This window comes from Chromobacterium sp. ASV23 (assembly GCF_016428945.1).
Classification (GTDB): domain Bacteria; phylum Pseudomonadota; class Gammaproteobacteria; order Burkholderiales; family Chromobacteriaceae; genus Chromobacterium; species Chromobacterium sinusclupearum.
The window spans coordinates 36,832-50,519 of the sequence record NZ_JAELTR010000011.1 but is presented as its reverse complement, the minus strand read 5'-3'; the positions used below and the strand labels follow the sequence as shown (position 1 = coordinate 50,519).

General features: G+C 61.3%; 11 protein-coding genes. 2 read left to right on the top strand and 9 right to left on the bottom strand.

Going from position 1 to position 13,688, the window contains the following annotated elements:
- Positions 1-52: 52 nt before the first annotated feature.
- The 6 genes from glyQ to hemB all read right to left on the bottom strand — a co-directional run bounded on the left by glyQ (position 53) and on the right by hemB (position 6,310).
- Positions 53-943, bottom strand: a complete 891-nt coding sequence (gene glyQ, locus JHD59_RS07130) for a glycine--tRNA ligase subunit alpha (RefSeq protein WP_043621275.1) — start codon at positions 941-943, stop codon at positions 53-55.
- Positions 944-999: 56 nt separating this feature from the next.
- The gene (gene hemG, locus JHD59_RS07125; protein WP_199153734.1) at positions 1,000-2,316 is read right to left on the bottom strand and encodes a protoporphyrinogen oxidase; all 1,317 of its coding nucleotides are present in this window, start codon (positions 2,314-2,316) and stop codon (positions 1,000-1,002) included.
- A 180-nt stretch (positions 2,317-2,496) separates the two neighbouring features.
- Positions 2,497-3,522, bottom strand: a complete 1,026-nt coding sequence (gene tdh / locus JHD59_RS07120) for an L-threonine 3-dehydrogenase (RefSeq protein WP_103319725.1) — start codon at positions 3,520-3,522, stop codon at positions 2,497-2,499.
- 169 nt (positions 3,523-3,691) lie between these two features.
- The gene (locus JHD59_RS07115; protein ID WP_199153733.1) at positions 3,692-4,891 is read right to left on the bottom strand and encodes a glycine C-acetyltransferase; all 1,200 of its coding nucleotides are present in this window, start codon (positions 4,889-4,891) and stop codon (positions 3,692-3,694) included.
- A gap of 132 nt (positions 4,892-5,023) precedes the next feature.
- Positions 5,024-5,236, bottom strand: a complete 213-nt coding sequence (locus tag JHD59_RS07110) for a hypothetical protein (RefSeq protein WP_199153732.1) — start codon at positions 5,234-5,236, stop codon at positions 5,024-5,026.
- Positions 5,237-5,305: 69 nt separating this feature from the next.
- Complete coding sequence (gene hemB, locus JHD59_RS07105; RefSeq protein ID WP_199153731.1) at positions 5,306-6,310, bottom strand: porphobilinogen synthase; 1,005 nt, start codon at positions 6,308-6,310, stop codon at positions 5,306-5,308.
- 486 nt (positions 6,311-6,796) lie between these two features.
- On the opposite strand from hemB, the gene JHD59_RS07100 reads away from it, so the two are divergent.
- Positions 6,797-7,903: a porin gene (locus JHD59_RS07100; protein ID WP_199153730.1), complete on the top strand. Its 1,107-nt coding sequence runs from the start codon at positions 6,797-6,799 to the stop codon at positions 7,901-7,903.
- Between the two features lie 121 nt (positions 7,904-8,024).
- Here JHD59_RS07100 and dnaJ read toward each other — a convergent pair whose 3' ends face one another.
- The 3 genes from dnaJ to grpE form a co-directional block, all read right to left on the bottom strand.
- Positions 8,025-9,146 (bottom strand): molecular chaperone DnaJ, encoded by a 1,122-nt coding sequence (gene dnaJ, locus JHD59_RS07095; protein ID WP_103319715.1) that lies wholly within the window; start codon positions 9,144-9,146, stop codon positions 8,025-8,027.
- A gap of 127 nt (positions 9,147-9,273) precedes the next feature.
- A complete protein-coding gene (gene dnaK / locus JHD59_RS07090; RefSeq protein WP_199153729.1) occupies positions 9,274-11,199 on the bottom strand; it encodes a molecular chaperone DnaK in 1,926 nt (641 codons plus the stop codon).
- 122 nt (positions 11,200-11,321) lie between these two features.
- Entirely contained in the window at positions 11,322-11,867 is a 546-nt protein-coding gene (gene grpE, locus JHD59_RS07085) for a nucleotide exchange factor GrpE (protein ID WP_233163931.1), read from the bottom strand.
- Between the two features lie 444 nt (positions 11,868-12,311).
- Here grpE and aceA point away from each other — a divergent pair, with 444 nt between their 5' ends.
- A complete protein-coding gene (aceA, locus tag JHD59_RS07080) occupies positions 12,312-13,610 on the top strand; it encodes an isocitrate lyase (RefSeq protein ID WP_103321030.1) in 1,299 nt (432 codons plus the stop codon).
- The last annotated feature ends 78 nt before the right edge of the window (positions 13,611-13,688 follow it).

Genomic DNA, 13,688 nt, shown 5'->3' with positions numbered 1-13,688 from the left:
GGCCGGTTTGACCGGCCTTAACAGCATAGGCGATCGCCGCGCCGCCGCCGCGTCAGTCCTTGCGGCACATCGGGAAACCCAGGGCCTCGCGCGCGTCGTAATACGCCTGCGCCACGCCGCGCGACAGATTGCGGATGCGGCCGATATAGGCGGCGCGCTCAGTCACGGAGATGGAGCCGCGGGCGTCCAGCAGGTTGAAAGTGTGGCCGGCTTTCAGGATCATCTCGTAGGCGGGCAGCGGCAGGCTGGCTTCCAGCAGCTTCTTCGCTTCCGCCTCGTAATCATTGAATTGGCGGAACAGCAGCTCGACATTGCTGTGCTCGAAAGCGTACTTCGACTGCTCCACTTCATTTTGGTAGAACACATTGCCGTAGGTCACCGGCTGGCCGTCCGGCAGATGGGTCCAGATCAGGTCGTAGACGTTCTCCACGCCCTGCAGATACATCGCCAGACGCTCCAGGCCGTAAGTGATCTCGCCCAGCACCGGCTTGCAATCCAGGCCGCCCACTTGCTGGAAGTACGTGAACTGGGTCACTTCCATGCCGTTCAGCCACACCTCCCAGCCCAGGCCCCAGGCGCCCAGCGTCGGGTTTTCCCAGTCGTCCTCGACGAAGCGGATATCCTGCAGCGTCGGGTCCAGACCCAGCTCCTGCAGCGAACCCAGATACAGCTCCTGGATATTCGACGGGGACGGCTTCAAGACGACTTGGAACTGGTGGTGCTGGAACAGGCGGTTAGGGTTTTCGCCATAGCGGCCGTCCTTGGGACGGCGGCTAGGCTGCACATAGGCGGCGTTCCAGGGCTCAGGACCCAGCGCGCGCAGGAAGGTGGCGGTGTGCGAGGTGCCCGCGCCGACTTCGGTATCGTAGGGCTGCAGCAGCGCGCAGCCCTGGCGGTTCCAGTAGTGCTGGAGCTTGAGAATGATTTCCTGGAAGGTAAGCATAAATGTGTCGTTGGAAGAATTGACAAATAAACGTCGATTCTACCGCCTGCCGCCGCTCACGCAAAGCCGGACGGGCTGACGCCGCCCAAGCGGTCCGCCAGACGACGCCCCTTGCGCAGGCAATCCGCCAGCGAAACGCCGTCCAGCCAGTTGGCGCAGACATGCAGTCCCTGCGCCGCCAGCGGCTGCGCCAGACGCCGCACCCTCCCCTGCAAGGCCGTGCCTTGCGGCAGCGCCTCAGACCAGCGGGTAATCCGTTGCGACAACGGCGGCGCGCGCAAACCGAACAACTCGTCAAGCTCGGCATTGACCCGAGACAACAAGTCTTCGTCGCTCAGGCGCAGCAAGTCGGGACGACGCCGCCCGCCGATGAAACAGGTCAAGAGCCGTTTATCGTCTTGGCAGACATGCGGATAGTTGGCGCTGACCGAGAGATAACCCAGCGTCAAGGTGTCCTCGCCATGCGGATGCAGCGCGCCGCCTCCGGGCAAGGGGCTGGCCAAGGCATCGGCATCCAGCAAGGTAGACACCACCGCCAGCGGCGCATAGGGAATGCGCCGACAGGCATCGGCCAATGCCGGCGCCAGCGGGTGCAGCAGCATGGCGGCCTGGGTGGCCGGCAAAGCCAGCACCACCTGTTCCGCATAAGTCCAGCCGGAATGGGTGCGCAGGCGCCAGCCGGCGCCCTCCCGCCTGAGCGCGGTTACCGCGGTATTCAGACGGACATCGAGATCCCGCGCCAACTGGCGCGGCAATTGCTGCAAGCCGCCGCGCAGGGTGCAGCTGCGGCGGCGGCCCAACCGGCGGTTCATCCGCATCAAGCCGCCCAAGAAGGGCCCGCGGCATTGCGCCGCCTCGGCCAGATCGGGCAGGGTTTCCTCCAGCCTTAGCTCGCGCGGATCGCCGGCGAAAATGCCGCCCACCATGGGTTCCATCACTCGCGACAGCATTTCGCGGCCAAAGCGCGAATCGCAGAAGGTGGCGACGCTATCCAGGCCGGCCGTCTCCTCGCCGGACCTGAGCATGCCGGCTACGACCTGCCATTTGGCGCGCCAGCTCAGCAAATCGCCGCCCAGCAGCTGCAAGGGGCCGGCGGGCAGCCGCCGATAGCGGCCATTGAGCAGGATGTAGCGCTGCCGGCCGTCGCTATGCGGCCACACCGGCTCCAGCCCCAGCGACGGCAGCCATTGCAACAGCTCCTCATCCGCCAGCAGGGTATGCGGCCCCGCTTCGCATAGCGCCTCTCCCTGCTCCGTCCTGACCTTGCCACCGACGCTATCGGCGGCCTCGAACACGCTTACCGCCGCCCCCTGGCGCTGCAGCCACCAGGCACACGACAAGCCGGACACTCCGGCGCCTATCACCGCAATCATCAGCCTCTCCTTGAACAGGATATTTATTAGCTTCTGATTATCCAGCTAGCGGTCCGGCGCTCGTTGATGGCGGTCAAGCCGAGGGCTTTGCCATGAGCCTGCGCGCCCAATCCTTGTGCGCAGGAAAACAAAAAGGCCGCCCGGCAATCGGGCGGCCTTCCGGTATGGACAGGCGGGGATTTACTGCCAGTCCAGAATCACCTTGCCGCTCTGGCCGGACAGCATGGCGGCGAAGCCCTGCTCGAACTCGTCAACCTTGAAGTGGTGGGTGATGATGGGGCGGATGTCCAGGCCGGACTGAATCAGCGCCACCATCTTGTACCAGGTTTCAAACATCTCGCGGCCGTAAATGCCCTTGATCTCCAGGCCCTTGAAGATCACCTGGTTCCAGTCGATGGCGGTGTTGGACGGCGGGATGCCCAGCAGCGCCACCTTGCCGCCGTGGTTCATCGTCTCCAGCATCTGGCGGAAGGCCTGCGGATTGCCGGACATTTCCAGGCCCACGTCAAAGCCCTCGGTCATGTGCAGTTCCTGCATCACCGCCTTCAGATCCTGCTTGGCGACGTTGACGGCGCGAGTGGCGCCCATCTTCTTGGCCAGCTCCAGGCGGTAATCATTGACGTCGGTGATCACGACATGGCGCGCGCCGACATGCTTGGCGATGGCCACCGCCATGATGCCGATCGGGCCGGCGCCGGTGATCAGCACATCCTCGCCCACCAGGTTGAAGCTCAACGCGGTGTGCACGGCGTTGCCGAACGGGTCGAAGATAGACGCCAGGTCGTCGGAAATATCGTCCGGAATCGGGAAGGCGTTGAAGGCCGGAATCACCAGGTATTCGGCGAACGCGCCTTCGCGGTTGACGCCGACGCCGGTGGTGTTGCGGCACAAATGGCGGCGGCCGGCGCGGCAATTGCGGCAGTAGCCGCAGGTGATATGGCCTTCGCCGGAGACGCGCTGGCCGATCTTGAAGCCCTGCACTTCCGACCCCATGCCAGCGACGACGCCGACGTACTCATGGCCAACGTGCATCGGCACCGGGATGGTCTTTTGCGACCACTCGTCCCAGTTCCAGATATGGATGTCGGTGCCGCAGATCGCGGTCTTGGTGATCTTGATCAAGAGATCGTTGTGACCGACTTCCGGCATCGGAACATCGGTCATGGTCAGGCCGGGAGCGGCCTGCAGTTTGGCTAGTGCTTTCATGGAAACCTCTATGCAGCGAGAACCACAAGCCATCTTTGCCACGAAACCCACGAAACGACACGAACAAACGAGGCGACCGATCCATTACAGGAAATCCGCCCTTGATTTGCATTTCGTGTCATTTCGTGTTTTTCGTGGCACAAACTCGTTGTTCTTTCAGCTCAATAATTTAAATCACGCCCAGTTCGCGGCCTACCTTGGTAAACGCGGCCACCGCTTTCAGCACTTGCTCTTCGCTGTGCGCGGCGGACATCTGGGTGCGAATCCGCGCCTTGCCCTTGGGCACCACCGGATAGGAGAAGCCGATCACGTACACGCCTTCGGCCAGTAGCTTGGCGGCCATTTCGCCAGCCAGGCGGGCATCGCCCAGCATCACCGGGATGATGGGGTGCTGGCCCGGCACCAGCATGAAGCCGGCGGCGGACATTTCCTTGCGGAACAATTCGGCGTTGCGGCGCACCTTGGCCCGCAGCTCGGCGCCTTCGCCGCTCTTCAGGATGTTCAGCACTTCCACGCTGGCGGCGGCGATGGCCGGGGCCAGCGTGTTGGAGAACAGATACGGACGCGAACGTTGGCGCAGCAGGTCGACGATGGGTTGGCGCGCGGCCACGTAACCGCCGGACGCGCCGCCCAGCGCCTTGCCCAGCGTGCCGGTATAGATGTCCACGCGCTCGGCCACGCCGCACAGCTCAGGCGTGCCGGCGCCGGTTTCGCCGATGAAGCCGACGGCATGGGAGTCGTCCACCATCACGATGGCGCTGTGGCGGTCGGCCACTTCGCACAGGCCCTTCAGGTTGGCGATGATGCCGTCCATCGAGAACACGCCGTCGGTGACGATCAGCTTGAAGCGCGCGCCGGCCTCTTCGGCGGCGATCAATTGCGCCTCCAGATCGGCCATGTCGTTGTTCTTGTAGCGGAAACGCTTGGCCTTGGACAGACGCACGCCGTCAATGATGGAGGCGTGGTTCAGCTCGTCGGAGATCACCGCATCCTCTTCGCTCAGCAGCGTTTCGAACACGCCGCCATTGGCGTCGAAACAGCTGGAGTAAAGAATGGTGTCGTCAGTGCCCAGGAATTCGGAAATGGATTTTTCCAGCTGCTTGTGGATGGTTTGCGTGCCGCAGATGAAACGCACCGAGGCGCAGCCGTAGCCGTAATGGTCCATGCCGGTCTTGGCGGCCAGCACCAGGCGCTTGTCGTCGGCCAGGCCCAGGTAGTTGTTGGCGCAGAAGTTCAGCACCTGCTCGCCGCCGGCCAGCGCGATGTCGGAACTTTGCGGCGTAGCGATCACGCGTTCCGGTTTTTCGTAACCATCGGCCCGGATTTGGGCCAGCGTGGCCTGCAGATGGGCCAGGTAAGTGTGATTCATGACAATCCTTTGCATAGGCCGGAGGCGGGAATCGAACCCGCGTCCGAAGGCACCGCGCCCCGCCCGCGGCGGCGCGCCACGAAAACTGTAGCCATTCTAGCCCAGCGCACTCATCGCCAGCAGTGACAGTTATCATTGTTTTGGCGGGACTCTGTCACCTTCCCGCAACTTTTCCGCTTCGCCAGCCGGCGCATCTTCTTCATCATCCCAAGCCAGCGGCGCCACGCCGGGCGGCAGCTGGATCGGCGGTTCGCGCTTGGCCAGCCTGGCCAGCACGCCGACCACGGTAATGGCCGGCGCGGCGATGATCGCCACCCAAAACCAAGTGGAATGCAGCACGTCCATGATGTCTTCCCTCAAAAACAAACGCCCCCGACCCCATTCCGGGCAGGGGGCGCGGCTTACCTTTTCATTTTAGCGCTGGCGCAGCAGGCGCGCGGCATCCATCGCAAAATAGGTCAGAATGCCATCGGCGCCGGCGCGCTTGAACGCCAGCAGGCTTTCCATCATGCACTTTTCCTCGTTCAGCCAGCCATTCTGGAACGCCGCCTTCAGCATGGCGTATTCGCCTGACACCTGGTAGGCGAAGGTGGGCACGCGGAAGGTGTCCTTGACGCGGCGAATCACGTCCAGATACGGCATGCCCGGCTTGATCATCACCATGTCGGCGCCCTCTTCCAGATCCTGCGCCACTTCCTGGATGGCTTCCTCGATATTGGCCGGATCCATCTGGTAGCTGTTCTTGTCGGCCTTGCCCAGATTGGCCGACGAGCCCAGCGCATCGCGGAACGGGCCGTAGAAGCCGGACGAATACTTGGCGGAATAGGCCAGTATCTTGGTGTGGATATAGCCTTCTTCCTCGAAAGCCTCGCGGATGGCGCCGATGCGGCCGTCCATCATATCAGACGGGCCGAACACATCGACGCCGGCCTCGGCATGGCACAGGCCCTGCTTGATCAGGATTTCCGTCGTCTCATCGTTCAGCACATAGCCGTTGGCGTCGATCACGCCGTCCTGGCCGTGAATGGTGTACGGGTCCAACGCGCCATCGGTCATCACGCCCAGCTCCGGAAAGCGCTTCTTCAACTCGCGCACCACGCGCGGCACCAGGCCTTCCGGGTTATAGGCCTCGCTGCCCTCATTGTCCTTGGAGCCGGTGATCACAGGGAACAAGGACAACATCGGAATGCCCAGTTCCAGCGCCTCTTCCGCCACAAACAACAGCTTGTCCAGCGTCAGCCGCGGCGCCCCCGGCATAGACGGCACGTCCACCACCTGGTTGCTGCCTTCCATCACGAACACCGGGTAGATCAGATCGTTGGCGGTCAGCACGTTCTCTCGCATCAGGCGGCGGCTGAATTCATCCTTGCGCATGCGGCGCATGCGGGTGGCGGGAAAATAACGATTAGCAAAAATCATGTCGACAATACCCCCAAAAAGACAACGGCAATTGTACGCCCATTCCCCACTCGCAGACAGCATGGCCAAGACATGAGCCGACTTGGCGCAATAGTTGAGTTTTACTCATTGCTCTATTCTGCAAGCTCACGACAATGCATGAACTTGAAAGCCTGCGATCAGGGTATTGGAAAAAATGTCACAGCTGTTTTCAATAAAAATTGAAATGAATTTTCATTCAAAACTCATAAATATGATAAACGGCTATAGCAAAAGGAAAATACTATAAATAAGCCAATGATTTACATAACATTGCAAAATGCATCAAAATAAGTATTTAAAATTTCAATCGCATAATTTATACAAGATCACCTACTGTTAATTTGTATTTCTTGACAACAATTTAGACACAGATAAAACTGAGCCTCCCAACGACGGCGGAATAAAAAACCACATCGCCGACCAGCAGCCGACACGGCTGATGACAACAAAGGGCTTTAGAGAAACATGAAGAAAACTATTATCGTTGCGGCCATTGCCGCGGCCATCCCTGCACTCGCGCAAGCTGACGTCAACCTGTACGGATCGCTGCGCGCCGGCGTGTCCATCACCAAGAACAGCGCCAACAACTACAACTCCACCTTCGGCGTGGATGACTTTGGCAGCCGCATGGGCTTCAAGGGCAGCGAAGACCTGGGCAACGGCCTGAAAACCATCTGGCAGGTGGAAACCGGTTTCGCCATGGACGGCGTGGCTGGCAGCGGTTCCGCCTCCGGCACCTTCGCCAACCGCCAGAGCTATGTCGGCATCGATGGCGCTTACGGCAAGCTGCGCGTTGGCCATCTGGACGACGTGCTGGCCGACACCGAAGCCACCGACAACCTATACGGCCCGCGCCGCGACGGCATGGGCACCAACTTCCCGCTGTACGAGGCCACCGATCTGTTCTCCTACGGCGACGCCCGCTTCAAGAACAGCGTGCGCTACGACTCCCCGACCTGGAACGGCTTCAACCTCACGCTGCAATACGGCGCGGGCGAGAGCCAGGCTGCCGGCCAAATGAAGCAAGGCGATGGCTATGGTCTGCGCCTTGCCTATCAAAATTCGGGCTTTTTCGGCGCCATCGCCAACGCTACCAAACTGAACACCAAGGGCGGCAGCAACAGCGCCACCAATCGTCTGGAAGGCGGCTACAGCGCCAACAACCTGTACCTGGCCGCCAGCTACCAGTGGCTGACCACTTATGGCGACGCCTACGCCAAGAATGATGATGGCTCTTACAAACTGCCCGGCATAGCCAACCTCCCGACCATCGCTCATACCGGCGGCAACAAGGTGGAAAACACCACCTGGGCCCTGAACGCCGCCTACGCCATCGGCAACTTCAAGCCGTCCATCGTGTACTCCAAGCGCGGCGACGCCAAGATCGACGGCACGCGCTACAGCCTGGGCGCCAGCCAGTGGGCCGCCGCTGTTGACTACACCATGAGCAAGAACACGCTGCTGCAAGTGGGTTATGGCGAGCGCAAAGACAACAAGGACGCGCAAACCATCAACAAATTCTCCCAGGAAAAGTCCACCCTGGCCTGGGCCATGATGAAGCACAACTTCTAAGCGAAGCCATCCCGGTTTTCGAATGTGCAGACAGCCACCTTAGGGTGGCTGTTTTGCTTTATGAACCATCAATAAAAAAGCCAGCCCTTGCGGGCTGGCTTTGGCTTGAACGACGCGGCGCTTATTCGAAGAAATCGCGCAGCTTGTCCATGAAGGATTTGGAACGCGGATTGTGGGTGGCCACATCGCCCTGGCTGATCGCCTCGAACTCGCGCAGCAACTCCTTCTGACGCTCGGTCAGCTTGACCGGCGTCTCCACGATCACATGGCAATGCAGATCGCCGTACTCGGTGCCGCGCACGGCTTTCACGCCCTTGCCGCGCAGGCGGTAGACTCGGCCGCTCTGGGTTTCCGCGGCGATCTTGACCTTGGCCATGCCGTCCAGCGTCGGAATTTCCACTTCGCCGCCCAGCGCCGCGGTGGAGAAGGAGATCGGCATTTCGCAGTGCAGATCCATGCCGTCGCGCTGGAATACCGCGTGCTGCTTGATGTGGGTCACCACATACAGATCGCCAGCCGGGCCGCCATTCTGGCCCGGTTCACCTTCGCCGCCCAGGCGGATGCGGTCGCCCTCGTCCACCCCGGCCGGAATCTTCACGTTCAGCGTCTTGGTGGTCTTCTTCTGGCCGGCGCCGTGGCAGCTGGTGCACGGATCGGTGATCTGCTTGCCGCTGCCGTGGCAGGTCGGGCAGGTCTGCTGGATGGAGAAGAAGCCCTGACTCATCCGCACCTGGCCATGGCCGCCGCAGGTGGAGCAGGTCTTGGGCTGCGTGCCCGGCTTGGCGCCGGTGCCGTTGCAGGTGGTGCAGGATTCATGCGACGGGATGCGGATCTGCTTCTCGCAGCCGCGCGCCGCTTCTTCCAGCGTGATCTCCATGTTGTAGCGCAGGTCCGCGCCGCGATAGACGTTGGAACGCCCGCCGCCGCGCTGGCCGCCGCCGAAGATGTCGCTGAAGATGTCGGCAAAATCGCCGAAGCCGCCAAAACCGCCGCCTCCGCCGCCCATGCCGGCTTGCGGATCCACGCCGGCGTGGCCGAACTGGTCATAGGCGCCGCGTTTCTGGCTATCGGACAGGATCTCATAGGCCTCTTTGACCTCCTTGAACTTGTCCTCGGCTTCCTTGCTGTCCGGATTGCGGTCCGGATGGTACTTCATCGCCAGCTTGCGATATGCCTTCTTGATGTCGTCTTCCGACGCATCGCGGTTGACCCCCAGCACATCGTAATAATCTTTTTTCGACATTGTCTTTCACTCTCTGGTCGGCCCGGCCATGTTCGGCCAAACCCTGTCGTCTCGATACGGCAAAGGCACAGAGGCCGGTGGAGATGCCTCCCCCATTCCCTGTGCCTCGATCAGCGTGATTCGACGATTACTTCTTGTCTTTCACTTCCTCGAACTCGGCGTCCACCACATTGCCGTCGTCCTTCTTGTCGGCTTCCGCCTGCTGCGCACCGCCTTGGGCGCCGGCTTCCGCCTGAGCCTGGGCGTACATGATCTCGCCCAGCTTCTGGCTGGCCTTGGCCAGTTCTTCGGACTTGGCTTCGATGGCGTCCTTGTCGTCGCCCTTCACCACTTCCTCGGCTTCCTTCAGCGCGGACTCGATCTTGGCCTTTTCATCGGCGCCGATCTTGTCGCCATGCTCGGACAGCGACTTCTTGATGCTGTGGATCAGGCCTTCGGCGTGGTTGCGCGCGGTCACCAGCTCGTGCAGCTTCTTGTCTTCCTCGGCGTTGGCCTCAGCATCCTTCACCATGCGCTGGATTTCCTCTTCGGACAGGCCGGAGGATGCCTGGATGGTGATGTTGGCCTGCTTGCCGGTGGCCTTGTCCTTGGCCGACACGTGCAGAATGCCGTTGGCGTCGATGTTGAATTCCACCTCGATCTGCGGAATGCCGCGCGGCGCCGGCGGAATGTCGCCCAGATTGAACTGGCCCAGCGACTTGTTGGCGGCAGCCTTCTCGCGCTCGCCCTGCAGCACGTGGATGGTCACCGCGGTCTGGTTGTCGTCGGCGGTGGAGAACACTTGCGACGCCTTGGTCGGAATCGTGGTGTTCTTCTGGATCAGCTTGGTCATGATGCCGCCCAGGGTTTCAATGCCCAGGGACAGCGGAGTCACGTCCAGCAGCAGCACGTCCTTGCGCTCGCCGGACAGAACGGAGCCCTGGATCGCTGCGCCGACGGCCACGGCTTCGTCCGGGTTCACGTCCTTGCGCGGTTCCTTGCCGAAGAATTCCTTAACCGCGTCCTGCACCTTGGGCATGCGGGTCTGGCCGCCGACCAGGATCACGTCGGTGATGTCGGACAGCGACACGCCGGCGTCCTTCAGGGCCACGCGGCACGGTTCGATCGAGCGGGTGATCAGGTCGTCCACCAGGCTTTCGAACTTGGCGCGGGTGATCTTCATTGCCAGGTGCTTCGGACCGGTGGCGTCCATGGTGATGTACGGCAGGTTCACTTCGGTCTGGGTGGCCGAGGACAGCTCGATCTTGGCCTTTTCCGCCGCTTCCTTCAGGCGTTGCAGCGCCATCACGTCCTGCTTCAGGTCGACGCCTTGCTCCTTCTTGAACTCGGTCACGATGTAGTCGATCAAGCGCTGGTCGAAGTCTTCGCCGCCCAGGAAGGTGTCGCCGTTAGTGGACAGCACTTCGAACTGGTGCTCGCCGTCTACGTCGGCGATTTCAATGATGGAGATGTCGAAGGTGCCGCCGCCCAGGTCGTACACGGCAATCTTGCGGTCGCCTTCCTGCTTGGCCAGGCCGAAGGCCAGCGCGGCCGCGGTCGGCTCGTTGATGATGCGCTTCACTTCCAGGCCGGCGATGCGGCCGGCGTCCTTGGTGGCCTGGCGCTGGCTGTCGTTGAAGTAGGCCGGCACGGTGATCACGGCTTCGGTCACTTCTTCGCCCAGGTAGTCTTCAGCGGCCTTCTTCATCTTGCGCAGCACTTCGGCGGAGATTTGCGGCGGCGCCAGTTCCTGGTCGCGCACCTTGACCCAGGCGTCGCCGTTCTTGGCCTTCATGATTTCGAAAGGCATCAGGTCGATGTCTTTCTGCACTTCCTTGTCTTCGAAGCGACGGCCGATCAGACGCTTGGCGGCGTAGATGGTGTTCTTCGGATTGGTGACCGCCTGGCGCTTGGCCGGCGCGCCCACCAGGATCTCGCCGTCTTCCACGTAAGCGATGATGGACGGGGTGGTGCGGTTGCCTTCGGCGTTCTCGATCACCTTCGGGTTGCCGCCCTCGATCACTGCTACGCAGGAGTTGGTGGTGCCCAGGTCGATACCAATGATTTTACCCATGATTCAATTCCTTTCTTCGATCCGTTTCGGCTTCGGCTGCGTCACTCGCGATAGCCGGAACCTGTTGTCTCAATAAATATTGGCTATGCCGATCTTTTCAAGAGGCCGGCATGCGCCTTTTTTTATGCTTTGGCCTTGGCCACCACCACCATGGCCGGACGCAGCACGCGGTCAGCCAGCAGATAGCCCTTCTGCATCACGCGCAGCACGGTGTTCGGCTCGGCGTCGGACTCTTCCGCGCTCATGGCCTGATGCTGGTGCGGGTCCAGCTTGTCGCCCACCTTGGGCGCGATGTCCTTGATCTGGGCCTTGTCGAAGGCCGACACCAGCTGCTTCAGCGTCATGTCCACGCCCATCTTCAAGGTGTCGATCTGGCCGCTCTGGTCCAGCAGCGCCATTTCCAGATAATCCTTGACCGTCACCAGCTCGGCGGCAAACTTGCTGATTGCATATTTATGCGCGGCAGCCACCTCGTCCTGCGCGCGGCGGCGCTGGTTTTCCAGCTCGGCGCGGGCGCGCAGCAGGCTGTCGTTCAGTTCTGCGATTTCCGCCTCCAGCCCGGCAATGTGCTGCTCGGGTGTCTGCTCCAGCTCGGTATGCGCCTCATGCGCAGCATCGGTCACTTCGTTTTCTACGGCTTCTGCCGCCGGATTCTGATTTTCTTGCATGACGTTTCCTTGGAATTGCACCGGCTAAATTGATGTCCAGACCCAAGGTAGGGCCTTTTGCAGCGATTTCAAGCCCTAGTCGACGCATCTGATCGCGAAGATGGAAAACGAAGATACGCAAATTTCAACTGCCGATTTTTCGCATTGGCAACATTTCTGACCTATGAAGATTCGTTTTTGTGAATGGCTTGTTAGCTTATGAAAACACAAGAATTTTATCTGTGCTGCACCGCACACAAGTGATTTTTTTTGTGCTTATAATGGCCCCACACCAAGGAAGAAACCGTTGCGGACGGCGCAAAATCGCCACCGCGCGCGGACCAGAAAATCATGCCGATCCGGCCTGGTTTGACAAAAATCCGGAACACCGGATGCGCTTAAACGCTATTTGAGGATGCCGGGTCCGCCCGGCGAGCAGAGAAACGTATCGAGAAGGGTTCTAACATGACGACTCGCGAACAACGCATTGCAGCCATCCAAAAAGACTGGGACGAAAACCCGCGCTGGAAGGGCATCAAGCGTGGTTATACCGCCGCCGACGTCGAGCGCCTGCGCGGCTCGCTGCAAGTGGAACACACGCTGGCCCGCCACGGCGCGGAAAAGCTGTGGAAACTGGTCAACACCGAGCCCTACATCAACTGTCTGGGCGCGCTGACCGGCGGCCAGGCGATGCAGCAGGTGAAGGCCGGCGTCAAAGCCATCTATCTGTCCGGCTGGCAAGTGGCCGCCGACAACAACGAATACTCGGCCATGTATCCGGACCAGTCGCTGTATCCGGTGGACTCCGTGCCCAAGGTGGTGGAACGCATCAACAATGCCTTCACCCGCGCCGACGAAATCCAACATGCCAAGGGCCTGGAAAAAGGCGACAAGGGCTATGTCGACTACTTCGCCCCCATTGTCGCCGATGCGGAAGCCGGTTTCGGCGGCGTGCTGAACGCCTATGAGCTGATGAAGTCCATGATCCGCGCCGGCGCCGCCGGCGTGCACTTCGAGGACCAATTGGCCTCGGTGAAGAAATGCGGCCACATGGGCGGCAAGGTGCTGGTGCCGACGCAGGAAGCCATCCAGAAGCTGATCGCCGCCCGCCTGGCGGCCGACGTCTACGGCGTGCCCACCCTGGTGATCGCCCGCACCGACGCCGAAGCGGCCGACCTCTTGACCAGCGACGTCGATCCCAACGACGAGCCGTTCCTGACCGGCGAGCGCACCGCCGAAGGCTTCTACAAGACCAAGAAGGGTCTGGAGCAAGCCATCAGCCGCGCGGTGGCCTATGCCGACTACGCCGACTTGGTGTGGTGCGAGACCGGCACGCCGGACCTGGAGTTCGCCCGCAAGTTTGCAGAAGCCGTCCATGCCAAGCATCCGGGCAAACTGCTGGCCTACAACTGCTCGCCGTCCTTCAACTGGAGAAAGAACCTGGACGACGCCACCATCGCCAAATTCCAGCGCGAGCTGGGCGCGATGGGCTACAAGTACCAGTTCATCACCCTGGCCGGCATCCACAGCATGTGGTTCAACATGTACGATCTGGCGCAGGACTACGTCGCCCGCGGCATGTCGGCCTATGTGGAAAAAGTGCAGGAGCCGGAGTTCGCCGCGCGCGACCGCGGCTACACCTTCGTGTCTCACCAGCAGGAAGTGGGCACTGGCTACTTCGACGACGTGACCACCGTGATCCAGGGCGGCGCCTCCAGCGTCACCGCGCTGACCGGTTCCACCGAAGAAGAGCAGTTCCACTAAGCCGCCACAAGCGGCAAGCGAACGCCCGCATACCCCGCGGGCAGCGCCGCCCCGCCACCCGGCCGGGCGGCATTTTCA

What these genes read in the sequence shown, in the direction of transcription:
- tdh (WP_103319725.1), bottom strand. Translation starts at nt 3,522, where the DNA reads ATGAAAGCACTAGCCAAACTGCAGGCCGCTCCCGGCCTGACCATGACC.
- aceA (WP_103321030.1), top strand. Translation starts at nt 12,312, where the DNA reads ATGACGACTCGCGAACAACGCATTGCAGCCATCCAAAAAGACTGGGAC.
- JHD59_RS07100 (WP_199153730.1), top strand. Translation starts at nt 6,797, where the DNA reads ATGAAGAAAACTATTATCGTTGCGGCCATTGCCGCGGCCATCCCTGCA.
- glyQ (WP_043621275.1), bottom strand. Translation starts at nt 943, where the DNA reads ATGCTTACCTTCCAGGAAATCATTCTCAAGCTCCAGCACTACTGGAAC.
- JHD59_RS07110 (WP_199153732.1), bottom strand. Translation starts at nt 5,236, where the DNA reads ATGGACGTGCTGCATTCCACTTGGTTTTGGGTGGCGATCATCGCCGCG.
- grpE (WP_233163931.1), bottom strand. Translation starts at nt 11,867, where the DNA reads ATGCAAGAAAATCAGAATCCGGCGGCAGAAGCCGTAGAAAACGAAGTG.
- dnaK (WP_199153729.1), bottom strand. Translation starts at nt 11,199, where the DNA reads ATGGGTAAAATCATTGGTATCGACCTGGGCACCACCAACTCCTGCGTA.
- hemB (WP_199153731.1), bottom strand. Translation starts at nt 6,310, where the DNA reads ATGATTTTTGCTAATCGTTATTTTCCCGCCACCCGCATGCGCCGCATG.
- hemG (WP_199153734.1), bottom strand. Translation starts at nt 2,316, where the DNA reads ATGATTGCGGTGATAGGCGCCGGAGTGTCCGGCTTGTCGTGTGCCTGG.
- JHD59_RS07115 (WP_199153733.1), bottom strand. Translation starts at nt 4,891, where the DNA reads ATGAATCACACTTACCTGGCCCATCTGCAGGCCACGCTGGCCCAAATC.
- dnaJ (WP_103319715.1), bottom strand. Translation starts at nt 9,146, where the DNA reads ATGTCGAAAAAAGATTATTACGATGTGCTGGGGGTCAACCGCGATGCG.